Source organism: Pseudoxanthomonas helianthi (genome assembly GCF_017939625.1).
GTDB lineage: Bacteria > Pseudomonadota > Gammaproteobacteria > Xanthomonadales > Xanthomonadaceae > Pseudoxanthomonas_A > Pseudoxanthomonas_A helianthi.
In genome coordinates this window covers 472,617-494,895 of record NZ_JAGKTC010000001.1, presented here as the reverse complement: position 1 = coordinate 494,895, position 22,279 = coordinate 472,617, and the positions used below count along the sequence as shown (strand labels likewise).

The 22,279-nt window shown below is 68.1% G+C and carries 18 protein-coding genes and 1 riboswitch; of the genes, 8 read left to right on the top strand and 10 right to left on the bottom strand.

Features of this window, described 5'->3' with window-relative positions; all coding sequences use genetic code 11:
* Positions 1–3: 3 nt before the first annotated feature.
* Together J5837_RS02375 and J5837_RS02370 are read right to left on the bottom strand one after the other, a co-directional pair.
* Positions 4–660 carry a protein-L-isoaspartate O-methyltransferase family protein gene (locus J5837_RS02375; protein WP_210535115.1) on the bottom strand — a complete coding sequence of 219 codons (657 nt, stop codon included), beginning with the start codon at positions 658–660 and terminating at the stop codon, positions 4–6.
* A 153-nt stretch (positions 661–813) separates the two neighbouring features.
* On the bottom strand, positions 814–1,491 hold the full coding sequence (locus tag J5837_RS02370; RefSeq protein ID WP_210535114.1) for a TetR/AcrR family transcriptional regulator: 678 nt from the start codon (positions 1,489–1,491) through the stop codon (positions 814–816).
* Between the two features lie 78 nt (positions 1,492–1,569).
* On the opposite strand from J5837_RS02370, the gene J5837_RS02365 reads away from it, so the two are divergent.
* Both J5837_RS02365 and J5837_RS02360 read left to right on the top strand, forming a co-directional pair.
* Positions 1,570–2,691: an efflux RND transporter periplasmic adaptor subunit gene (locus J5837_RS02365; RefSeq protein WP_210535113.1), complete on the top strand. Its 1,122-nt coding sequence runs from the start codon at positions 1,570–1,572 to the stop codon at positions 2,689–2,691.
* A gap of 4 nt (positions 2,692–2,695) precedes the next feature.
* Positions 2,696–5,875 (top strand): efflux RND transporter permease subunit, encoded by a 3,180-nt coding sequence (locus tag J5837_RS02360; protein WP_210535112.1) that lies wholly within the window; start codon positions 2,696–2,698, stop codon positions 5,873–5,875.
* A gap of 27 nt (positions 5,876–5,902) precedes the next feature.
* On the opposite strand, the gene leuB is transcribed toward J5837_RS02360, so the two are convergent.
* The 8 genes from leuB to ilvC all read right to left on the bottom strand — a co-directional run bounded on the left by leuB (position 5,903) and on the right by ilvC (position 14,813).
* Positions 5,903–6,982 (bottom strand): 3-isopropylmalate dehydrogenase, encoded by a 1,080-nt coding sequence (gene leuB / locus J5837_RS02355; RefSeq protein WP_210535111.1) that lies wholly within the window; start codon positions 6,980–6,982, stop codon positions 5,903–5,905.
* 91 nt (positions 6,983–7,073) lie between these two features.
* Entirely contained in the window at positions 7,074–7,646 is a 573-nt protein-coding gene (gene leuD, locus J5837_RS02350; protein WP_210535110.1) for a 3-isopropylmalate dehydratase small subunit, read from the bottom strand.
* Entirely contained in the window at positions 7,646–9,061 is a 1,416-nt protein-coding gene (gene leuC, locus J5837_RS02345) for a 3-isopropylmalate dehydratase large subunit (RefSeq protein WP_210535109.1), read from the bottom strand. The genes leuD and leuC overlap by 1 nt, the downstream gene beginning before the upstream one ends.
* Positions 9,058–10,599: a 2-isopropylmalate synthase gene (locus J5837_RS02340; protein WP_342345491.1), complete on the bottom strand. Its 1,542-nt coding sequence runs from the start codon at positions 10,597–10,599 to the stop codon at positions 9,058–9,060. Before J5837_RS02340 ends, leuC begins: the two co-directional genes overlap by 4 nt.
* Positions 10,596–11,738 carry a threonine dehydratase gene (locus tag J5837_RS02335; RefSeq protein WP_210535108.1) on the bottom strand — a complete coding sequence of 381 codons (1,143 nt, stop codon included), beginning with the start codon at positions 11,736–11,738 and terminating at the stop codon, positions 10,596–10,598. Before J5837_RS02335 ends, J5837_RS02340 begins: the two co-directional genes overlap by 4 nt.
* 72 nt (positions 11,739–11,810) lie before the next feature.
* The gene (locus J5837_RS02330) at positions 11,811–12,083 is read right to left on the bottom strand and encodes an ACT domain-containing protein (RefSeq protein ID WP_210535107.1); all 273 of its coding nucleotides are present in this window, start codon (positions 12,081–12,083) and stop codon (positions 11,811–11,813) included.
* Positions 12,067–13,815, bottom strand: a complete 1,749-nt coding sequence (gene ilvG / locus J5837_RS02325; RefSeq protein WP_210535106.1) for an acetolactate synthase 2 catalytic subunit — start codon at positions 13,813–13,815, stop codon at positions 12,067–12,069. Before ilvG ends, J5837_RS02330 begins: the two co-directional genes overlap by 17 nt.
* Positions 13,812–14,813: a ketol-acid reductoisomerase gene (gene ilvC, locus J5837_RS02320; RefSeq protein ID WP_210535105.1), complete on the bottom strand. Its 1,002-nt coding sequence runs from the start codon at positions 14,811–14,813 to the stop codon at positions 13,812–13,814. Before ilvC ends, ilvG begins: the two co-directional genes overlap by 4 nt.
* 512 nt (positions 14,814–15,325) lie before the next feature.
* Between ilvC and ilvD the strand changes: the two genes are divergently transcribed.
* From ilvD to J5837_RS02290, 6 genes are all read left to right on the top strand, one after another.
* Positions 15,326–17,167 (top strand): dihydroxy-acid dehydratase, encoded by a 1,842-nt coding sequence (ilvD, locus tag J5837_RS02315; RefSeq protein ID WP_210535104.1) that lies wholly within the window; start codon positions 15,326–15,328, stop codon positions 17,165–17,167.
* A gap of 3 nt (positions 17,168–17,170) precedes the next feature.
* Entirely contained in the window at positions 17,171–18,022 is an 852-nt protein-coding gene (locus J5837_RS02310; RefSeq protein ID WP_210535103.1) for a PhnD/SsuA/transferrin family substrate-binding protein, read from the top strand.
* Positions 18,023–18,160: 138 nt separating this feature from the next.
* Positions 18,161–18,532 carry a PA2779 family protein gene (locus tag J5837_RS02305; protein ID WP_210535102.1) on the top strand — a complete coding sequence of 124 codons (372 nt, stop codon included), beginning with the start codon at positions 18,161–18,163 and terminating at the stop codon, positions 18,530–18,532.
* A complete protein-coding gene (locus J5837_RS02300; protein ID WP_210535101.1) occupies positions 18,529–19,512 on the top strand; it encodes a PA2778 family cysteine peptidase in 984 nt (327 codons plus the stop codon). Before J5837_RS02305 ends, J5837_RS02300 begins: the two co-directional genes overlap by 4 nt.
* A 33-nt stretch (positions 19,513–19,545) precedes the next feature.
* A riboswitch (TPP riboswitch) is annotated at positions 19,546–19,646 on the top strand.
* Positions 19,647–19,711: 65 nt separating this feature from the next.
* Complete coding sequence (thiC, locus tag J5837_RS02295; protein ID WP_210535100.1) at positions 19,712–21,589, top strand: phosphomethylpyrimidine synthase ThiC; 1,878 nt, start codon at positions 19,712–19,714, stop codon at positions 21,587–21,589.
* A gap of 17 nt (positions 21,590–21,606) precedes the next feature.
* Positions 21,607–22,275 (top strand): two pore domain potassium channel family protein, encoded by a 669-nt coding sequence (locus J5837_RS02290; RefSeq protein WP_210535099.1) that lies wholly within the window; start codon positions 21,607–21,609, stop codon positions 22,273–22,275.
* The last annotated feature ends 4 nt before the right edge of the window (positions 22,276–22,279 follow it).

Sequence of the window (22,279 nt, the reverse complement as noted above, 5' to 3'; positions counted from 1 at the left end):
TTTTCAGAACACGAACTGCGGCGCCGGGGCGGCACCGGTCAGGTAGGGGAGATCGGTTTCGAACAACGAATCGATGCGCGCAGCGTTGACATCGTTGCGCACCAGCACGGCTTCCATCACCGGCGAGCGGCCACGGACCACGAACAGGCGGCCGCCGGGACGCAGCCATTGCAGGAACTGCGCCGGCACTTCGGCCACCGCGCCGGTCACGCAGACGGCGTCGAAGCGGCGCTCGGTCGCGTAGTGCAGGGCGTCGGCGGTTTCGATGCGGACGTTGGTGCCCAGCCCGGTCGCGTCGAGGCGCGACCGCGCGGCGGCGGCCAGGTCGGGAACGATTTCCAGACTGACCACGTCGCGGGCCAGCGCGCCGAGGCAGGCGCTGAGGTAGCCGCTGCCGGTGCCGATTTCCAGCACTTCCTCGTCCGGCTGGATGGCCAGCGCCTGCAGGGTGCGGCCTTCGACCACCGGCTTCATCATCTTCTGGCCATGGCCCAGCGGCAGTTCGATGTCGGCATAGGCGAGGGCGCGGTGCACTTCGGGCACGAAGGCTTCGCGCGGCAGCCGCGACAGCGTTTCCAGCACGCGTACGTCGAGCACGTCCCAGGGACGGACCTGCTGTTCGACCATCGCTTCGCGGGCCTGGGCGTAGTTGATTGTCATGGCGTGGGGAATCCGGCGGGGTGGGCCGAACATTCTAGCGGCCCGCGGGTCGTGGGAACGGCCACAGGATGGCCGTGGTAGCACACCGATACGCAGTGCCGGAAGTAATCGGGACTCTCGTCACCGGGACTTCCGGCACCGTCGCGGCCGGCTTCAGCGCGGCGCATAGGCGCGCAGGAAGAAATCGACCGTGGCCTGCAGGTGGGCATCCACCTCGGCCGGCAGGGGGGGCTCGGCCAGCAGGCCGCACAGCATGCTGTTGTGCAGGTGGCCCTTGGCCAGCACGAAGAACTGGTGCGCGGCGCGGTCGGCGTCGTCGATGACCAGCTCGCCGCTGGCGATACGCGCGCGCAGGAAGTCGGCGAAGGCGTCGTGCACCGCTTGCGGGCCGGACTGCCAGAACAGCTGGCGCAGCGGCTCGTCGGTCTGGGTCAGCATCACCCGGTGCAGGGCCAGCGCCTCGTCGCTGCCGACCAGGGCGAAGAACGCGCGGGCGATGGCCAGCAACTGCTCGCGCAGGCTGCCTTCCAGCGGCATCTCGAACAGGTCCGCCGGCAGCATTTCCGAACACTTGGAACGGATCGCCTCGGAGAACAGCGTCTCCTTGTCACCGAAATGGCTGTATACGGTCAGCTTGGACACGCCGGCTTCGGCGGCGATCTGGTCCATGCTGACGTTGAGGTAGCCGTGGCTGACGAACAGGCGCTTGGCCGCGTCGAGGATCGCCGCGCGCTTGCCCAGATCCTTGGGCCGACCCGGGCCCGGCACGGGCTTGTCGGTGGCTTTCTGGGGCGTCGACGGCGAGCTGGCGGAGGCGGGCTGGCGAGTCATGCTGCAATACTAGACTAATCGGTACGATATTTATACTATACCGATAAGTCCATTTATTGGCGATCACGGAGAAGGTCGATGCGCGCTTTGCGTCTGGGACTCACGGGCATGGTGGTTGCGCTGCTGGCGGCATGCGGCGGCCATGGCGAGCCGGCGGAGGCGCCACGGCCGGCGTTGGTCGTGCATCCGGGCGGCGGTGCGCAGGCGGCCCTGTCCGCCTATGCCGGCGAAATCCGCGCGCGGCAGGAAAGCCCGCTGTCGTTCCGCATCGGCGGCAACCTGGTGCGGCGCGAAGTCAGCGCGGGTGACACGGTCCGCCAGGGCCAGTTGCTGGCCGTGCTCGATCCCGGCGACCAGGCCCTGCAGGCGCAGGCCGCGCAGGCCCAGTTGGCCGCCGCCGAAGCCGACCTGACCCGCGCGCGCGGCGACCTGGCGCGCTATTCGAAGCTGGTCGACCAGCAACTGATCAGCCGTTCCGCCTACGACGCGCAACTGGCTGCGTTCAAGGCCGCCGAGGGGCAGGCGCAAGCCGCGCGCGCCCAGGCCAATGTCGCCCGCAACCAGGCCGCCTACACCCAGCTGCGCGCGCCGCGCGATGGCGTCATCGCCAGCCGCCAGGCCGAAGCCGGCCAGGTCGTCGGCGCCGGGCAAACCATCTATACGCTGGCCGCCGACAGTGGCCGCGACGTGGTCATCGCCCTGCCGGAAAACCGCATCCGCGAGTTCCGCCTCGGCCGGCCGGTGCTGGTCGAACTGTGGAATGCGCCCGGCGAACGCCTGCCCGGCACCATCCGCGAAATCTCCGCCGCCGCCGACCCGCAGACCCGCACCTTCGCCGCCAAGGTCAACCTGCCCGGAGATGCCGCGAAGGCGGTGGAACTGGGGCAGAGCGCGCGCGTCTACGTCGCCGATACGGGACCGCAAGCCGAATTGCGCGTGCCCCTGTCGGCGGTGCAGCGCGATGCGAACGGCCGCACCGCGGTGTGGGTGGTCGATCCGCGCACGCACCAGGCGAAATCGCGTTCGGTGACGCTGGGACGCTACGGCGACGTCGACGTGCCGGTGCTGAACGGCGTCGCCGCCAGCGACTGGATCGTCGCAGCCGGTGGCCACCTGCTGCGCGAAGGCCAGGCGGTTGCGCCGGTGGACGGAAACAACCGTCCGGTGATGCAGGCCGTCGCCGCGACGAAGCCGGAGTAACCCCATGCGCCGCTTCAACCTCTCCGAGTGGGCGCTGACCAACCGCACGCTGGTGCTGTACGCGATGATCGTGCTCGGCATCGTCGGCGCATGGTCGTACCGCCACCTCGGCCAGTCGGAAGACCCGCCGTTCACCTTCAAGGTCATGGTGGTGCGCACGCTGTGGCCGGGCGCCACCGCCGAGGAAGTGGCCAAGCAGGTCACCGAGCGCGTCGAGAAGGCGGCGATGACCACCGGCCAGTACGAATTCGTGCGCTCGTATTCGCGCCCCGGCGAATCGCAGGTGATCTTCGTCGCGCGCGATTCGATGAATTCGAAGGACGTGCCGCAGCTGTGGTACCAGGTGCGCAAGCGCGTCGGCGACATCCGTGCGACCCTGCCCGAAGGCACGGTCGGGCCGTTCTTCAACGACGAATTCGGCGACACCTTCGGCAACATCTACGCGCTGACCGGTCCCGGCTTCGACTACGCGGTGCTGAAGGACTACGCCGACCGCCTGCAACTGGAACTGCAGCGCGTGCCCGACGTCAGCAAGGTCGAACTGATCGGCCTGCAGGACGAGAAGATCTGGGTCGAGCTGTCGAACACCAAGCTGGCCACGCTCGGCATCCCGCTGAGCGCGGTGCAGCAGGCGCTGGACGCGCAGAACGCCGAGACCAGCGCCGGCTTCTTCGAAACGCCGAGCGACCGCGTGCAACTGCGCGTGGGCGGCGAGTTCAAGTCGGTGCAGGAAATCAGCGACTTCCCGATCCGCGCCGGTGGCCGCACCTTCAAGCTGGGCGACATCGCCGAGGTGAAGCGCGGCTTCTCCGATCCGGCGCAGCCGAAGATGCGCTTCCTCGGCCAGGACGGCATCGGCCTGGCCGTGGCGATGCGCGACGGCGGCGACATCCTCAAGCTCGGCAGCACGCTGGAAGAGGTGTTCAAGCGCCTGCAGACGACCCTGCCGCTGGGCATGCAGCTGCGCAAGGTATCCGACCAGCCGCATGCGGTGGAGGAATCGGTCGGCGAATTCGTCCGCGTGCTGGCCGAAGCGGTGATCATCGTCCTGCTGGTCAGCTTCTTCTCGCTGGGCCTGCGCACCGGCCTGGTGGTCGCGGTGAGCATCCCGCTGGTGCTGGCGATGACCTTCGCGGTGATGCATTACTTCGGCGTCGGCCTGCACAAGATCTCGCTGGGCGCGCTGGTGCTGGCGCTGGGCCTGCTGGTCGACGACGCGATCATCGCGGTGGAGATGATGGCGATCAAGATGGAGCAGGGCTTCGACCGCCTGAAGGCCGCCAGTTTCGCCTACGAATCGACCGCGTTCCCGATGCTGACCGGCACGCTGGTGACCGCGGCGGGTTTCCTGCCGATCGCCACCGCCGCGTCCAGCACCGGCGAATACACCCGTTCGCTGTTCCAGGTGGTGACGATCGCCCTGTGCGTGTCGTGGATCGCCGCGGTGCTGTTCATCCCGTACCTTGGCGACAAGATGCTGCCGGACCTGCATCTGCCGCCGAAGGCGCCGAAACCGGGTTCGCCGGCCGCGCGCCTCCGCGCGCTGCGCGAGCGTCTCGCGGATCGCTACCCTGCGTTCGCCGACTGGCTCGCACCGCGACCGCACGCGGGCGAACACGGCGCGCACGCGCACGATCCCTACCAGCGTCCCTTCTACCAGCGTTTCCGCCGCTTGCTCGATTTCTGCCTGCGCCACCGCTGGTTGGTGATCGGGGTGACCATCGCGGCCTTCGTGCTGTCGCTGGCGATGTTCCGCTTCGTGCCGCAGCAGTTCTTCCCGGATTCGACCCGTCCGGAACTGATGGTCGACATGGAGCTGGCCGAAGGCAGTTCGCTGCGGATGACCGAAACCCAGGCGAAGAAGCTGGAAGCGATGCTGGCCAGGCAGCCGGGCGTGGAGAACTACGTCGCCTATGTCGGCACCGGTTCGCCGCGCTTCTACCTGCCGCTGGACCAGCAACTGCCGCAGGCCAACTTCGCCCAGTTCGTGGTGCTGGCGAAGGACCTGCCGGCGCGCGAGAAGCTGCGCAGCTGGCTGATCGACGAGGCGGCGCGGCAGTTCCCCGAGCTGCAGCTGCGCGTGACCCGATTGGAGAACGGCCCGCCGGTCGGCTATCCGCTGCAGTTCCGCGTCTCCGGCGAACACATCGACCGCGTGCAGGCCATCGCCCGCCAGGTCGAAGCCAAGGTGCGCGCGAACCCGAACACCACCAACGTCAACCTGGACTGGAGCGAGCCGAGCAAGATCGTGCGCGTGAACATCGACCAGGAACGCGCCCGCGCGCTCGGCGTCAGCAGCAGCGACGTCGCCCATTTCCTGTCCAGTTCGCTGTCCGGTCTGCACGTCAGCACCTATCGCGAAGGCAACCGCCTGGTCGAAATCCTGCTGCGCGGCCCCGACGACGAACGCGCGCGCCTCGACCTGCTCGGCAGCCTCGCCGTGCCGACCGCGAACGGCGCGTCGGTGCCGCTGTCGCAGATCGGCAACCTGGAGTACGCGTTCGAGAACGGCATCGTCTGGCACCGCAACCGCCTGCCGACGGTCACCGTGCGCGCCGACATCCGTACCGGCCTGACCCCGCCCAGCGTGGTCGCGCAGATCCTGCCGACGCTGGAAGGCATCCGCACGACGTTGCCCGGCGGCTACCTGCTGGAAACCGGCGGTACGGTCGAGGATTCGGCGCGCGGACAGAACTCCATCGCCGCCGGCATGCCGCTGTTCCTGGGCGTCGTGGTCACCCTGCTGATGCTGCAGCTGCGCAGCTTCTCGCGGATGTTCCTGGTGATCCTGACCGCGCCGCTCGGGCTGATCGGCGTGACCCTGGCGCTGCTGGTGTTCCGCGTGCCGTTCGGCTTCGTCGCGTTGCTCGGCACCATCGCGCTGGCTGGCATGATCATGCGCAACTCGGTGATCCTGGTGGACCAGATCGACCAGGACATCCGCGCCGGCCATGACCGCTGGCACGCGATCATCGACGCGACCGTGCGCCGCTTCCGTCCCATCGTGTTGACCGCGCTGGCCGCGATCCTGGCGATGATCCCGCTGTCGCGCAGCGCGTTCTTCGGCCCGATGGCCGTGGCGATCATGGGCGGCCTGGCCGTGGCGACGTTGCTGACCTTGCTGTTCCTGCCGGCGTTGTATGCGGCGTGGTTCAAGGTGAAGGCGGAGGAGGGCGGCGCATAAGCGTCGCCCCCGGTTCCGAGCGGAACATCAATCCCGCAATTCGGCCACGTAGCAATCTGCCGGAAGGTGCGCGATCACTGCCTGCGCGGCTTCGCCGGTCGACAGCTTGCCGCCGAGGTCGCCGGTGAAGGCCTTGGCGTTCAGCGCGGCATCAACCGCACGTTCGATGCAGGCGGCTTCGGCTTCCAGGCCCAGCGAATGGCGCAACAGCATCGCCGTGCTCAGGATGGTCGCATAGGGGTTCGCGATGCCCTTGCCGGCGATGTCGGGGGCGGAGCCGTGGATCGGCTCGTACACGCCGACTTTGCCTTCGCCCAGCGACGCCGACGGCAACAGGCCCAGCGAGCCGGCCAGCATTGAGGCCTCGTCGGTCAGGATGTCGCCGAACATGTTCTCGGTGACGATCACGTCGTATTCGCGCGGCTTGGCCAGCAAATGCATGGTCATCGAATCGATCAGCTGGTGCTCCAGGCGCACGTCGGGGAATTCCTCGCGGCCGATGCGGTTGGCGATGTCGCGCCACAAGCGCGAGGTTTCCAGCACGTTGGCCTTGTCCACCGAGACCAGGAAGCCGCGGCGTTCGCGCGCCAGGCGGAAGGCGTGGCGCAGCACGCGTTCGATTTCCGCCACGCTGTAGCTGCACAGGTCGCTGGCGCCGTCGGCGCTGCGGGTCTTCTCGCCGAAATAGATGCCGCCGGTCAGTTCGCGCACCACGACGATGTCCACGCCGGTCAGCAGGTGCGGCTTGATCGGCGAGGCGTCCAGCGCGGCCGGGTGCGGCTTGACCGGACGCAGGTTGGCGTACAGGCCCAGGCCCTTGCGCATCGCCAGCAGGCCCTGCTCGGGGCGCACCTTCGCGTTCGGATCCGACCACTTCGGCCCGCCGACCGCGCCCAGCAGCACCGCGTCGGCGTCCTTGCACGCCTGCAGCGTCGCGTCGGGCAAGGGGTTGCCGTGCCGGTCGATGGCGATGCCGCCGATGTCGCGCTCTTCGAAACGGAATTCGTGGCCGTGGCGGCGCGCGACTTCCTTCAGCACGGAAACCGCGGCGGCGGCGACTTCGGGACCGATGCCGTCACCCGGCAGTACGACGATGTTGGCTTGCATGGAAAATCCTGTTTCTGTTGTGCTTTGTCGGAGCGGCTATGGCCGCGAAGGCTTCTCGCCGAAGCATCGCGGCCATAGCCGCTCCCAAGGTTCAAAGGTGTTGTTCGTAGGCGGCGATTTCCGGATGGCGCGCCAGCAGGTAGCCGAGTTCGTCGACGCCTTCGAGCAGGCAGGTCTGCGAAAAGCCGTCCAGCGGGAAGGCGTAAGCGCGGCCGTCCGGCGAGCGCAGTTCGCGCGCGGCGACGTCGACGGTCAGTTCGTCGTCCGGCCGCTGCATCAGCGCCTGCACGTCTTCTTCCTTCAGCACGATCGGCAGCAGGCCGTTCTTCAGCGAGTTGTTGCGGAAGATGTCGGCGATCTCGCTGCTGACGATCGCGCGCAGGCCCAGGTCGGTCAGCGCCCACGGTGCGTGCTCGCGCGAGGAGCCGCAGCCGAAGTTGCGCCCCGCCAGCAGGATCGAGCGGCCCTGGTTGTGCGGCTGGTTGAACGGGAAATCGGGATTCGGCGTGCCGTCGGCCTGCCAGCGCCAGTCGTTGAACGCGTTCTTGCCCAGCCCGGCGCGTTCGGTGGTGGACAGGAAGCGCGCGGGGATGATCTGGTCGGTGTCGATGTTGGTCTGCCCCAGCACCACGCTCTTCGACTTCAGTTCGCGGAAACCGGCCATCACGCCACCTCCTTGGAAAACAGCTCCCGCGGGTCCGAGACTTTTCCGTTCACCGCTGCCCACGCCGCGCTCAGCGGCGAAGCGAGCAAGGTGCGCGAGCCGGGGCCCTGGCGGCCTTCGAAATTGCGGTTGCTGGTGCTGACCGCGAGTTGCCCCGGCGCGACCAGGTCGCCGTTCATCGCGATGCACATGCTGCAGCCGGGTTCGCGCCATTCGGCGCCGGCGGCACGGACGATGGCGTCGATGCCTTCGGCTTCGGCCTGGCGCTTGACGATCTCGGAACCGGGGACGACCAGCATGCGCACGTTCGCGGCGACCTTGCGGCCCTTCAGCACCTCGGCGACTTCGCGCAGGTCGCGCAGGCGGCCGTTGGTGCAGGAACCGACGAACACCACGTCGACCGGCTTGCCCTGCAGCGTCTCGTCGGCGTGGAAGTGCATGTAGTCCAAGCCCTTCTGCGCGGCGGCATCGTTGGCGGCCGGGATCGGCGCGTCCACCGCCAGTGCGGTGCCCGGGTGCGTGCCCCAGGTCAGGGTCGGGCGGATGTCCTTTGCGTCGATGCTCACTTCGACGTCGAACTTCGCGCCTTCGTCGCTGCGCAATTCGCGCCAGCGCGCGACCGCGGCGTCGAAATCGGCGCCCTTCGGCCCGCGCGGCGTATTGCGCACGTATTCGAACGTGACCTCGTCCGGAGCGACCATGCCGGCGCGCGCGCCGGCCTCGATGCTCATGTTGCACAGGGTCATGCGCTGGTCCATGTCCATCGTGCGGATGGTCGAACCGCGGTATTCGATGACGTGGCCGGTGCCGCCGTTGACGCCGATCCTGCCGATGATGTGCAGGACCACGTCCTTGGCGCCGACGCCGGGCGCCAGTTCGCCGTCGACGGTGATCGCCATGGTCTTCGGCTTGCGCTGCAGCAGGCACTGCGTGGCCAGCACGTGGCCGACCTCGCTGGTGCCGATGCCGAAGGCCAGCGAACCGAACGCGCCGTGCGTGCTGGTGTGGCTGTCGCCGCAAACGATGGTCATGCCCGGCTGGGTGAAGCCCTGTTCCGGCGCGATCACGTGGACGATGCCGCGATTGTCCGAGGCCATGTCGAACAGCTCGATGCCGTATTCGGCGCAGTTCCGCGCCAGCGTTTCGACCTGGGTTTCGGCGGCCTGGGTGTAGTAGGGCAGTTTGCCGTCGGCACCGGCCGGCAGGGTCGGCGTGGAGTGGTCCATCGTCGCCTTGGTGCGGTCGGGGCGGCGCGGCTTCAGTCCGCGCGACTTCAGTTCGCTGAAGGCCTGCGGCGAGGTGACTTCGTGGATCAGGTGCAGGTCGATGTACAGCACCGCGGGCGCGGCGTCGCTTTCCGGCACGACGACGTGCGCGTCCCACAGTTTGTCGAACAGGGTGCGGGGCGTGCTCATGCGGCGACCGCCTCCGACTTGGCCGCGCTGCGCTGGCGCAGCAGGCGGTTGGCCACGTCCAGCCACGCCAGCGCGCTGGCTTCGATGATGTCCTTGCTGGTGCCGGTGCCGTCGTACTCCCGGTCTTCGTAGCGCACGCTCAGGTTCGCCTCGCCGCGCGCGTCGGCGCCCAGGCCGACGCTGTGCACCTGGTAGCTTTCCAGCTTCAGGTCGACGCCGGTGGCGCTGGCCAGCGCGGCGAACAGCGCATCGACCGGACCATCGCCTTCGGCGGTTTCGAACAGGCGCTGGCCTTCCGGATCGGACAGTTCGACGGTGGCGCGGGCGCGATGGCCGGCGTCGCCGACGGTCATCGAGGCCAGGCGGTAGCCCTGGCTTTCGGCGCCGTCCTGCATCAATGCCTGCAGGTCGGCGTCCTCGACCACGCGCTGCTTCTCGCACAGCGCCTTGAACTGTTCGAACACGGTGTCCAGTTCCTCTTCCTCCAGCCAGTAGCCCAGCGCGCGCAACCGCGCCTCGACCGCGGCGCGGCCGCTGTGCCGGCCCAGCACCATCTGCGTGTCCGGCCAGCCCACGTCCTGCGGACGCATGATTTCGTAGGTGCCGCGGTGGCGCAGCATGCCGTGCTGGTGGATGCCAGATTCGTGGGCGAAGGCGTTGGCGCCGACCACCGCCTTGTTGCGCTGGACCGGCATGCCGACCAGGCGCTGCAGCAGCTGCGAGGTGGCGACGATGCGCTGGGTGTCGATGCCGGTGTCGGCGTTGAAGAAGGCGCCGCGCACTTTCAGCGCCATCACCAGCTCTTCCAGCGCGCAGTTGCCGGCGCGTTCGCCGATGCCGTTCATCGAGACCTCGACCTGGCGCGCGCCGCCTTCGATAGCGGCCAGCGAATTGGCCACGGCCAGGCCCAGGTCGTTGTGGCAGTGCGCGCTGAACACCACGTCGCGCGCGCCGGGCACGTTGGCGATCAGGCGCTGGAACAGGCTGCGCATTTCTTCCGGCGTAGTGAAGCCGACCGTGTCGGGCACGTTGATCGTGGTGGCGCCGGCGGCGATCGCCACGGCGACGGCCTGCTGCAGGAAGTCCTCTTCGGTGCGGGTGCCGTCCTCGGTGGAGAACTCGACGTCGTCGACGTACTGGCGGGCCAGCGCGACGTTGCTGCGGATCGATTCCAGCACCTGTTCCCGGCTCATGCGCAGCTTGTGCTCGCGGTGCAGCGCGCTGGTGGAGATGAACACGTGCAGGCGCGGCTTGGCGCTGCCTTCCAGGGCGCGCGCCGAAGCCTGCACGTCGCCGGGCAGGCAGCGCGACAGCACGCACAGGGTGGTGTCGCGCAGTTCCCGGCCGATCAGCGCAGCGGCCTCGCGGTCGGACTGCGAGCTGGCCGGGAAGCCGGTTTCGATCACGTCCACGCCGAGCTCGGCCAGCGCACGCGCCATCACCAGCTTCTGCTGCGGGGTCATGCTGCAGCCCGGCGATTGCTCGCCGTCGCGCAGGGTGGTGTCGAAAATTCGTACGTATTGGGATTGCGTGTTCACCAGGCGGATTCCTCGATGGCTTCTACTGCGGCGCGGCGCGATGCGGTCTGCTTGGGGGTGGCGCGCGGCTGGGTCTTGGTAACGGAAGAGAAGGGCAGGACGGTAGTTTCGTTGCGGGCGGAAGGCGGGGCGGCGGGCTCGGGCACGCGCCGGCGCGGCTTGCGCGGCGGACGCGGGCGTACCTCGGACAGCAACCGCGCCAGCACGGTGGCGTCGATGTTGCCGCCGGAAACCACTGCGCATTTTCGCCTGCCGGCGACGCGACGGCCAGCGGCCAGGGCCAGGGCGCCGGCGCCCTCGGCGATCAGGTTCTCTTCCAGCGCCAGCCGCACCAGGGTTTCGCGCAGCTCGGCTTCGCGGACGATGACCACGTCGTCCAGCAGGTTGGCGCACAGGCGGCGGGTGATGAAGCCGGGCACCTTGACCTTGACGCCGTCGGCCAGGGTCGGCACCGGCGCGATTTCGCGCACGTCGCCCTTGATCGCGCGCGCCATCGAATCGACGCCTTCGACCTGCGCGCCGACCACGCGCACGCCCTGCGACTTCAGCGCCAGCGCCACGCCCGAGGCCAAGCCGCCGCCGCCGATCGGCACGATGACCACGTCCGGCGCGTACGGCGCGATCTCGATGCCCACCGTGCCCTGGCCGGCGATCACGTCCGGATCGTCGAACGCGGACAGGAAGCGGTAACCATGCAGCTGCGCCAGGTCGCGGGCGAAGGCGAACGCCTCGTCGTAGCTGTCGCCGTGCTGGCGCACGGTGGCACCCCAGTGGGCGACGCCGGCGATCTTGTTGTCCGGCGCGCCGTGCGGCATCACCGTGATCGCGGGCACGCCAAGCCGGTACGCGGCCCAGGCCACGCCTTGCGCATGGTTGCCGGCCGATGCGCAGATCACCGGCCGCGCATCGCCGCGTTCGCGCCCGGCTAGCAGCGCGTTCAACGCGCCGCGGACCTTGTACGAACCGGTGCGCTGCAGGTTCTCCAGTTTCAGCATCACCCCGAAGCGCTCGGCGTGGTGCAGCGGCGTGACCGGCAGGTAGCGGCGCAGCCGCGATTGCGCGGCCAGCACGTCGGCGACGGTGACGCCTACGTCACCGACGTCGCTTTCGCTGCCGGCGGCGGCGCGCGGCTCAGGCATCGTGGCGGGCGAACGGCTGAGCTCGAAGAAGACGCCTCCGGACCACGGCTTCCGCGCTGGCGGTCGTGGCGTTCATGCGGCGCGATCCCGGTGGCGGCGGTCCATGCTCAGTTCCTGCACCGCGCTGAAGGACAATTCCTCGACATCGTAGATTTTCAGCAGTTGCTGGCGCAGGGTCTCCGGCGCGCGGGTGCTGTCGATCACCAACGCCAGCGCCCAATAGCCTTCGCCGTCGTGGGTGGCGTGCACCGCATGCGGCGGAAAACCGCGGCGCTCGACCATGCCCAGGACGCGCAGCAACGCGCCCTCGGCGGGTTTGAGCTTGAGTTCAAGCCGGTAACGCATTCTTCTTCTCCGGGCCGTCGGCCGTGACGGCAGGCTCGGCGGATGGTTTCGCGGGATTGGATTCCAGCATCGAGCTGTTGGCGTGGTTCGGCGGCACCAGCGGCCACACGTTGGCCTTGACGTCGATGGACACGTGCAGCAGCGCCGGGCCTGGCTGGGCCAGCAGGTCGGCCAGCGCGTCCTCGACTTCGTTGCGGCGTTCGATGCGCTTGGCGGGGATGCCGAACACTTGCGCCAGCGCGGCGAAGTCCGGGTTGTCGGACAGGTCGATCTCGCTGTAGCGCTCGGCGAAGAACAGTTCCTGCCACTGCCGGACCATGCCCAGCGCGCTGTTGTCCAGCAGCACGATCTTCACCGGCAGCTGGCAGCGGGCGATGGTCGCCAGCTCCTGCACGTTCATCATGAAGCCGCCGTCGCCGTTGACCAGGACCACGGTGCGATCGGGGCAGGCGAACTGCGCGCCCATCGCCGCCGGCAGGCCGAAGCCCATCGTGCCCAGCGCGCCGCTGGTCAGGTGGTTGCGCGGATGGCCGAACTGGCAGTGCTGCGCGACCCACATCTGGTGCTGGCCGACGTCGCTGCAGACGATGGCGTCGGCCGGGGCCAGTTCGGTCAGTCGCTTCAGCAACGCCGGCGCGTAGATGTCGCTGCCCGGCGCGTCGTAGCGGAAGCCGTGCTTCTCGCGATTGCCGTTGCAGCGCGCACGCCAGTCGTCGCAGGTGCTGCGCGCGGCGGACAGCGCCTTCAGGCTGGCGCCGACGTTGCCGGGCACGGCGATGTCGGCGGTGCGCAGCTTGGAGATCTCGTAGGCGTCGGCATCGATGTGGAGGACGCGGGCGAACGGCGCGAATTCGGCCAGCTTGCCGGTGGCGCGGTCGTCGAAGCGCGCACCGACCACCACCAACAGGTCGCATTCCTGCACCGCCATGTTGGCCGCGCGGGTGCCGTGCATGCCCAGCATGCCCAGGAACTGCGGATGGTTGCCGGGCAGGGCGCCCAGGCCGCGCAGGGTCAGCACGGTGGGGATCTTCGACGCTTCGACGAATTGCTGGAACTCGTCCACTGCGTCGGCCAGGGCGATGCCGCCGCCGCCATAGATCACTGGCTTTTCGGCGCCGGCGATCGCCGCCAGCGCGTCGGCCAGTTTCGCCGCCTCGGGTGCGGGCACCGCATCGACTTCGGCCGGCACGTGATCCGGCAGGTGCGAAGCGTCGGCGATCTGCACGTCCTTCGGCAGGTCGACCAGCACCGGGCCGGGGCGGCCTTCGCGGGCGATGCGGAAGGCTTCGCGCAGCACGCGCGGCAGGTCGTCGACTTTCCGCACCAGGAAGCTGTGCTTGACGATGGGCAGGGTCAGGCCGAACACGTCCAGTTCCTGGAACGCGTCGGTGCCCATCAGTGCGGTCGGCACCTGGCCGGTCAGGCAGACCATCGGCACCGAGTCGAGCATCGCGTCGGCGATGCCGGTGACCAGGTTCGACGCGCCCGGACCGGAGGTGGCGACGCACACGCCGACCTTGCCGGAGGCGCGTGCGTAGCCGTTGGCCGCCAGCGCCGCGCCTTGTTCGTGGCGCACCAGGATGTGTTTCAGGTTCGAATCCACCAGCGCGTCGTAGAACGGCATGATGGTGCCGCCGGGATAGCCGAACAGCGTGTCCACGCCCTCTGTTTCCAGGGCGTGGGCGATCCAGCGGGCGCCATTGCGTGGGGCAGTGGCGGCGGTTGCGTTCATGCGGCGGCCTGCTCGTCCGTATCGGGTTGCGAAGCGTTGGCCTGCAGCCAGACCATCTTCGCGCGCAGCTGCTGGCCGACCTTCTCGATCGCATGGTCCTTGTCGGCCTGCTGCCACTTCTTGTAGTTCGGCAGGCCGGCTTCGTATTCGGCGACCCAGTTCTTGGTGAAGGTGCCGTTCTGGATGTCGGTCAGTACGTCCTTCATCCGCGCCTTGACCGAAGCGTCGATCACGCGCGGACCGCTGACGAAATCGCCGTACTGCGCGGTCTCGGAGATGAATTCCAGCATGCGGGTGATGCCGCCTTCGTAGAACAGGTCGACGATCAGCTTCAGTTCGTGCAGCACTTCGTAGTAGGCGATTTCCGGCTGGTAACCGGCCTCGACCAGGGTTTCGAAGCCGGCCTGGACCAGCGAGGAAGCGCCGCCGCACAGCACGGCCTGCTCGCCGAACAGGTCGGTTTCGGTCTCTTCCTTGAACGTGGTCTTGATGATGTTGGCGCGCGCGCCGCCCAGGCCGGCGGCGTAGGCCAGCGCGTACTGCTCGGCCTTGCCAGACTTGTCCTGGTACACCGCGTAGATGCACGGCACGCCGCGACCGATTTCGTATTCGCGGCGGACCAGCGCGCCCGGGCCCTTCGGCGCGACCAGCACCACGTCCAGGTCGGCGCGCGGCTCGATCATGCCGAAGTGCACGTTCAGGCCGTGCGCGAACAGCAGCACCGCGCCCTGCTTCATGTTCGGCGCCAGCACTTCGTTGTACAGCTTCTTCTGCACCATGTCGGGGGTCAGCACCGCGACCAGGTCGGCGTCCTTCACCGCGTCGGCGGGCGACTTCACCACGAAGCCGTCGGCCTTGGCCTTGGACTCGGTGGGACCGCCGGCGCGCAGGCCGACGACCACGTCGAAACCCGATTCGCGAAGGTTCAGGGCATGGGCGCGGCCCTGGCTGCCGTAGCCGACGACGGCGATCTTGGGCTGGGGAAGGTTGCTGGTCATGGCGATGGTTCCGGTTGGGTTTGGGATTGGTTTCGTTTGAAAACAAAGCGGTAGAAACAAAAAACCCCGCACTTTCGGTGCGGGGTTCGCGAATCTGGCGTGGTCTGTTGCTTACACGCCGGCCCGTCCCGCACCTGTGGGCGAGGTAATAAGGACGAGTACGAGGAGCGACGCCGGCAGGCGGTCGGTCTGGGTCTTCGTCGCGGGCGTGTGGCGTTGCAGCATCGTGCTAGGAAACCACGGCAAAAAAGCGCTTGTCAAGCATGGATTTGGTTGCAGCTGCAACCGTGGATTGCACAGCGGAAACTGCTTTTGTGGGAGCGACCGCGGTCGCGAATGCGCTTTGCGATTCTTTCAAAAGCATTCGCGACCGGAATCGTTCCCACCGTGTTGCGCCCGCATCGCTTGCATACGCAACCGATGCAGCTTTCGCGAAGTGCGAATATCCTCGTCGGCCTCATCACATTTGCCGGCGCGAATTCGGTTCCGTAATTCGCCGGACGCTGCTCCCCATGCCCGAATACCGTTCCAAGACCTCCACCCACGGCCGCAACATGGCCGGCGCCCGCGCGCTGTGGCGCGCCACCGGCCTGAAGGATGGCGATTTCGGCAAGCCGATCATCGCCATCGCCAATTCGTTCACCCAGTTCGTGCCGGGACACGTGCACCTGAAGGACCTCGGCCAACTGGTCGCGCGCGAAGTCGAGCGCGTCGGCGGCGTGGCCCGCGAGTTCGACACCATCGCGGTCGACGACGGCATCGCCATGGGCCACGACGGCATGCTGTACTCGCTGCCCAGCCGCGAGATCATCGCCGACTCGGTCGAATACATGGTCAATGCGCATTGCGCCGACGCGCTGGTGTGCATTTCCAACTGCGACAAGATCACTCCCGGCATGCTGATGGCCGCGCTGCGCCTGAACATCCCGACGGTGTTCGTGTCCGGCGGGCCGATGGAAGCGGGCAAGACCCGGCTGGCCGAACACAAGCTCGACCTGATCGATGCGATGGTGATGGCGGCCGACCCGAACGCCAGCGACGAGCAGGTCGCCGCGGTCGAACGCAGCGCCTGCCCGACCTGCGGTTCGTGCAGCGGCATGTTCACCGCCAACTCGATGAACTGCCTGACCGAAGCGCTGGGCCTGTCGTTGCCGGGCAACGGCACCGTCGTCGCGACCCATGCCGACCGCGAGCAGCTGTTCCTGCGCGCCGGACGCACCGTGGTCGAGCTGTGCCATCGCTGGTACGGCGCGGAAGACGCGACGGCGTTGCCGCGCGGCATCGCCACGTTCGAAGCTTTCGAAAACGCGATGACCCTGGACATCGCGATGGGCGGTTCGACCAACACCATCCTGCACCTGCTCGCCGCCGCGCAGGAGGCCGAGGTGCCGTTCGCGATGCGCGACATCGACCGGCTGTCGAAACGCGTGCCACAGCTGTGCAAGGTCGCGCCGAACACGCAGAAGTACCACATCGAGGACGTGCACCGCGCCGGCGGCATCATGGCGATCCTCGCCGAACTGGCGCGCGGCGGCCTGCTGCACACGGATGTTTCCACCGTGCACGCGAAGACGCTGGGCGACGCGCTCGGCAAGTGGGACGTGGCGACCAACGACGATGCCGCCATCGCCGAGTTCTACAAGGCCGGTCCCGCAGGCATCCCCACCCAGGTCGCCTTCAGCCAGGCCACGCGCTGGCCGTCGCTGGACATCGACCGCGCCGAAGGCTGCATCCGCGACGTCGCGCATGCGTATTCGAGTGAAGGCGGCCTGGCCGTGCTCCACGGCAACATCGCGCCCGACGGTTGCGTGGTGAAGACCGCCGGCGTCGACGAGTCGATCCACGTGTTCGAAGGCACGGCGCGCGTCTACGAAAGCCAGGACGCGGCGGTGCAGGGCATCCTCGGCGACGAAGTGAAGCCGGGCGACGTGGTGGTGATCCGCTACGAAGGCCCCAAGGGCGGGCCAGGCATGCAGGAAATGCTGTACCCGACTTCGTATCTGAAGTCGAAGGGCCTGGGCAAGCAGTGCGCGTTGCTGACCGACGGGCGTTTTTCCGGCGGCACTTCGGGCCTGTCGATCGGCCACGTCTCGCCGGAGGCGGCGGCCGGCGGCGCCATCGGCCTGGTCCGCGACGGCGACCGCATCCGTATCGATATTCCGCAGCGTTCCATCGAACTGCTCGTCGCCGGCGAAGAACTCGTCGCACGCCGCGCCGCGCAGGACGCGCAAGGCTGGAAGCCCGCCCAGCCGCGGGCGCGCAAGGTCAGCACCGCGCTTAAGGCTTATGCTCTGCTCGCCACCAGCGCCGACAAGGGTGCGGTGCGCGACCGATCGCTGCTGGAAGGAGTCTGAACCTTGTTTTCCCGATTCCCGTGGCGCCTGTGCGCCGCGGCGTGGTGCGCATGCGTGTTGTCGATGTCGCTTCCGGCGCAGGCCAGCGACGCGGCTCCGCTCGTCGTTGCCACCTACGCCTACCCGCAGCGCGACCGCGCCGCCGCCATCCGCCCGTTGGCTGATTACCTGGCCGAGCGCAGCGGGCGGACGGTGGAAACGAAAGTGCTGCCTTCGCCGACGGCGCTGGTCGAAGCGATGGGGCGGGGCGAAGTGGATATCGCCGTGCCCAACCTGCACGGCTACCTGCAATCCCGACGGTGGCGCGAACGCATCGTCGCGTTGCCGGTGCCCGACGTCCCGCCGGCGCAGGCCGATCGCTACCGCGCCGTGATCGTCGCGCGAGCGGGCATCGATTCACTCCCTGCATTGAAGCGCGAGGCCGCGAAGTTGCGGCTGGCCCTGGTCGGCCCCGATTCCGCTTCCGGTGGTTTCGTGCCTGTTGCGCGCCTGAAGCAGCTCGGCCTGGATCCCGCCACGGGATTCGCCACGCTGGCCTACGCCGGTTCGCATGCCGCTGCGCTGGAAGCCCTGGCGAGCGGACGCGCCGATGTAGCCGCTCTCGCGGCGGACGTATTCGATGCGCAAACGCCGGCCGGGGCGCGCGAGCTGTGGCGTTCGGCACCGATTCCATCCGGTCCGCTCCTGTGCAGGACGCAAGCCGTCGATTGCGCCGGGGTCGGCGGATGGCTGCTCGACGCGCATCGGCACGACCCGCGGGTAATGGCCGCGCTGCGCGCCGGCTGGCCGGAGTTCGGCGATGCAACGGCCTTCGTGCCGCCGGCGATACCGGATGGCCTGTCGCTCACGGATTGACGCCTTTCCGAGAGATGGCGTGAAGGTCGCGTGACATTGCTGAACCTTGGGCGGGGCTCCGGTACGTGCCCCGAACCAGTCGTTCGCTCCGCCGTTATAGTCGCGATTGTCCCGTTCCGGACCACCGCGGAGTCCACCATGTTGCTGAAGCAGACCTTCGCCGCCCTTGTCGCGGTCACCCTGGTTTCCGGCACTTGCGCCAACGCGTATGCCGGCGTCATCACCACCCAGCAAGCCCTTTCCGCCGAAGCGCGCGCCAGCACCGAGCAACAGGTGCGCACCGCGCTCGCACGCGACGACGTGCGCCAGGCGATGCAGCATTACGGCGTGAACCCGGTCGACGCCGACGCGCGCATCGCTTCGCTCAGCGACGCCGAACTGCTGCAGTTGCAAGGCCAGGTCGACCGCATGCCGGCCGGCGGCGGCGTGCTGGCAGTGATCGGCATCGTCTTCGTCGTGCTGCTGATCCTGGAACTGGTCGGCGTCACCAACATCTTCAATCGCGTGTGACCGCACGTCGGCGGCTGGGCCGGGCGCTGCTCGCCGGGCTCGTGCTGGCGTGCGCCGGCTGTGCGATCAATCCGCCGCTGCAATTGCAGGGCAGCATTCCTGCCGCCGGCGTGGACCTGTCGCAGCGGGTGCCTTTCCATTCGCAGACCGAATACCAGTGCGGTCCCGCCGCGCTGGCTGGCGTGCTGGGCGCCAGCGGCGTTCCGGCCACGCCGGAAGGCCTGGCGCCGCAGGTCTACCTGCCCGGTCGCCACGGCAGCCTGCAGGTCGAACTGCTCGGCGCCACTCGCCGCGCCGGGCGCATTCCCTATCCCGTGGCGAAAACGCCCGAGGCGTTGTTCGCGGAATTGCAGGCCGGTCACCCCGTCCTGATACTGCAGAACCTGCTGACCCGCACCGTGCCGAAATGGCATTACGCGGTCGTGGTCGGTGCCGATGCGCATCGCAATCGCGTGCTGTTGAACAGCGGCGAGAAGCGCGCGCTGGACGTGGCCGCGCCGAAATTCATGCGCACCTGGGACTGGGGCGGGCGCTGGGCGATGCTGGCGCTGAAGCCGGGCGAACTGCCGGCCAGCGACGATCCCGCCGGTTATCTCAAGGCGGTGGCCGATTTCGAAGCGGTGGCCGGAGCGGCGGCGGCCAGGCCCGCTTACGAATCGGCCCGGCGTCGCTGGCCCGGGGAGCCGCGCGTGTATCTGGCGCTGGGCAACCAGGCCTATGCGAGCGGCGACAAGCGCGCGGCGGCACGCCTGTTTCGCGATGGCTTGGCGCATGCGCCAGGCGACCCGGTGCTGTCCAACAATTACGCCTCGGCGATGGGCGAGCTGGGTTGCCGCGCGCAGGCGCTACGGGCGCTGGATGCGGTGGCCGGCGAGGCAGGCTCGTGGCGTGCGCAATTGGCGCAGACTCGCGCCGAGGTTGATGCTGCGAAATCCGCTCGTCCGGACGACTGCGGGCGACTGGCCTTGCCCGCACGGTGAAGGCCGGCCCCGGTGGGGTCTGTGGTCTAATAACGGTCGAAGCGGGGGTATCGCCGGCCTGGCCGGGGATTGAGACAGACCCTTCGAACCTGATCCGGTTGAGACCGGCGTAGGGAAGCTTCGCGGAACGAACCGCCGTTCCGTGCCGCCGCTTCGTCCGCGCCGCGAATTCCTCGCGCGCCCGACCAGGACGAACCGCATGAACGCCGTACCTTCCTCCCTGCTGCAACAGACCGAGCAACTTTCCGAATCCGTGACCCGGCCGATTCCCGGTTCGCGCAAGATCCACATCGAAGGTTCGCGTGCCGACCTGCGCGTGCCGATGCGCGAAATCGCGTTGACCAGGACGCCGACGCTGTTCGGCGGCGAGGACAATCCGCCGGTCACCGTCTACGACTGCTCAGGCCCGTACACCGATCCCGATGCGCACATCGACCTGTCGCGCGGTTTGCCGGCGCTGCGCGCGCAGTGGATCGAGGAACGGGGCGATACCGAACTGCTGACCGCCTTGAGCTCCGAATTCGGTCGCGGCCGCGAAACCAATCCGAAGCTCGATGCCGTGCGTTTCCCGGGTCGCACGCTGCCGCGCCGGGCCAAGGCCGGCGCCAATGTCTCGCAGATGCATTACGCGAAGCGCGGCATCGTCACCCCGGAGATGGAATTCGTCGCGATCCGCGAGAACCAGCGCCTCGAAGCGGTGCGCGACGCCGCGTTGCTGGCGCAACACCCGGGCGAATCGTTCGGCGCATCGATCCAGAAGATCATCACCCCGGAATTCGTCCGCGACGAGATCGCCCGCGGGCGCGCGATCCTGCCGAACAACATCAACCATCCGGAAAGCGAGCCGATGATCATCGGGCGCAATTTCCTGACCAAGATCAACGCCAATATCGGCAACAGCGCGGTGTCGTCCGGCATCGCCGAAGAAGTCGAGAAGCTGGTCTGGGCGATCCGCTGGGGCGGCGACACGGTGATGGACCTGTCCACCGGCAAGCACATCCATGAAACCCGCGAGTGGATCATCCGCAACTCGCCGGTACCGATCGGCACGGTGCCGATCTACCAGGCGTTGGAAAAGGTCGACGGCCGCGCCGAGGAACTGACCTGGGAGATCTTCCGCGACACGCTGATCGAACAGGCCGAGCAGGGCGTCGACTACTTCACCATCCACGCCGGCGTGCTGCTGCGCTACGTGCCGCTGACCGCCAAGCGCGTCACCGGCATCGTTTCGCGCGGCGGTTCGATCCTGGCCAAGTGGTGCCTGGCGCACCACAAGGAAAATTTCCTCTACACCCACTTCGAGGACATCTGCGAAATCATGAAGGCCTACGACGTGGCCTTCTCGCTCGGCGACGGCCTGCGTCCCGGCTGCATCGCCGACGCCAACGACGCTGCGCAGTTCGGAGAGCTCGAAACCTTGGGCGAACTCACCAAGATCGCGTGGAAGCACGACGTGCAGACCATGATCGAAGGCCCCGGCCACGTGCCGATGCAGTTGATCAAGGAGAACATGGACAAGCAACTTGCCGAGTGCGGCGAGGCGCCGTTCTACACGCTCGGCCCGCTGACCACCGACATCGCCCCGGGCTACGACCACATCACGTCCGCGATCGGCGCGGCGATGATCGGCTGGTACGGCACGGCGATGCTCTGCTACGTGACGCCGAAGGAGCATCTCGGCCTGCCCAACCGCGAGGACGTGCGCGACGGCATCATGGCGTACAAGATCGCCGCGCATGCGGCGGATCTGGCCAAGGGCCACCCCGGCGCGCAGGTGCGCGACAACGCGCTGTCCAAGGCGCGCTTCGAGTTCCGTTGGGAAGACCAGTTCCACCTGGGCCTCGATCCGGAGAAGGCCAAGGAATTCCACGACGAAACCCTGCCCAAGGACGCGCACAAGCTGGCCCACTTCTGCAGCATGTGCGGCCCGCACTTCTGCAGCATGAAGATCACCCAGGACGTGCGCGATTACGCGGCCGAGCATGATTTGTCCGATGACGATGTCATCGGACGGGGCATGGCCGAGAAGTCGAAGGAATTCCGCGAGCAGGGCGCCCAGGTCTACCGCGCGGAATAGCGCGGTAGAGTAGGCGCATGAACCTGCTCCTTCGCCTGCGCCGCGCGCCATCGCGGACCTTGCTGCTGGTGCAATTGGCCGCGGTGCTGCTGTATCCGTGGTTCGACGACGCCGGCGGGCAGCTGGCGCTGACCGCGATCAGCGTCGGCGTGTTGTGGGCGGCGATATGGATGGTGCGCAAGTCGCCGCGCGCGGCCTGGATCGCCGCGCTGCTGGCGGCCAGCGGCATCATCGCGTGGAGCGCGCATCGGCTGACCGGTGTCCATGCGCTCGGCGTGGTCGGTGCGGCCGGTTATGCGGCGGCGTTCTTCTACTCGGCCGCCGCGCTGATCGCCTACATGATGCAGGACGAGCGCACCACCATCGACGAGATGTGGGCGGCCGGCGCGACCTTCATGCTGTTCGCCGAGGCCTATGCCTGGGTATTCGCCGGCATGCAGCTGTTGCAGCCGGGCGCATTCGTCATTCCCGGTACGCAGCTCGAGTCCCTGAGCTGGGTGGAACTGCTGTTCCTCAGTGCAACCAATTTTTCCGCGACCGGCCTGTCGGACATCTATCCGGGCAGCCCGCAGGCGCGGATGCTGCTGGTGGTCGAACAGTGGAACGGCGTGATGTACCTGGCCGTGGTGGTGGCGCGCCTGGCGGGCCTGTTGCGTTCCCGGGGCGGGACCAGCGGCAACGCCTGAGTCG

What these genes read in the sequence shown, in the direction of transcription:
- ilvD (WP_210535104.1), top strand. Translation starts at nt 15,326, where the DNA reads ATGCCCGAATACCGTTCCAAGACCTCCACCCACGGCCGCAACATGGCC.
- J5837_RS02375 (WP_210535115.1), bottom strand. Translation starts at nt 660, where the DNA reads ATGACAATCAACTACGCCCAGGCCCGCGAAGCGATGGTCGAACAGCAG.
- leuC (WP_210535109.1), bottom strand. Translation starts at nt 9,061, where the DNA reads ATGAGCACGCCCCGCACCCTGTTCGACAAACTGTGGGACGCGCACGTC.
- ilvC (WP_210535105.1), bottom strand. Translation starts at nt 14,813, where the DNA reads ATGACCAGCAACCTTCCCCAGCCCAAGATCGCCGTCGTCGGCTACGGC.
- leuB (WP_210535111.1), bottom strand. Translation starts at nt 6,982, where the DNA reads ATGCAAGCCAACATCGTCGTACTGCCGGGTGACGGCATCGGTCCCGAA.
- J5837_RS02330 (WP_210535107.1), bottom strand. Translation starts at nt 12,083, where the DNA reads ATGCGTTACCGGCTTGAACTCAAGCTCAAACCCGCCGAGGGCGCGTTG.
- J5837_RS02360 (WP_210535112.1), top strand. Translation starts at nt 2,696, where the DNA reads ATGCGCCGCTTCAACCTCTCCGAGTGGGCGCTGACCAACCGCACGCTG.
- ilvG (WP_210535106.1), bottom strand. Translation starts at nt 13,815, where the DNA reads ATGAACGCAACCGCCGCCACTGCCCCACGCAATGGCGCCCGCTGGATC.
- J5837_RS02370 (WP_210535114.1), bottom strand. Translation starts at nt 1,491, where the DNA reads ATGACTCGCCAGCCCGCCTCCGCCAGCTCGCCGTCGACGCCCCAGAAA.
- thiC (WP_210535100.1), top strand. Translation starts at nt 19,712, where the DNA reads ATGAACGCCGTACCTTCCTCCCTGCTGCAACAGACCGAGCAACTTTCC.
- J5837_RS02305 (WP_210535102.1), top strand. Translation starts at nt 18,161, where the DNA reads ATGTTGCTGAAGCAGACCTTCGCCGCCCTTGTCGCGGTCACCCTGGTT.
- J5837_RS02335 (WP_210535108.1), bottom strand. Translation starts at nt 11,738, where the DNA reads ATGCCTGAGCCGCGCGCCGCCGCCGGCAGCGAAAGCGACGTCGGTGAC.
- J5837_RS02290 (WP_210535099.1), top strand. Translation starts at nt 21,607, where the DNA reads ATGAACCTGCTCCTTCGCCTGCGCCGCGCGCCATCGCGGACCTTGCTG.
- J5837_RS02365 (WP_210535113.1), top strand. Translation starts at nt 1,570, where the DNA reads ATGCGCGCTTTGCGTCTGGGACTCACGGGCATGGTGGTTGCGCTGCTG.
- leuD (WP_210535110.1), bottom strand. Translation starts at nt 7,646, where the DNA reads ATGGCCGGTTTCCGCGAACTGAAGTCGAAGAGCGTGGTGCTGGGGCAG.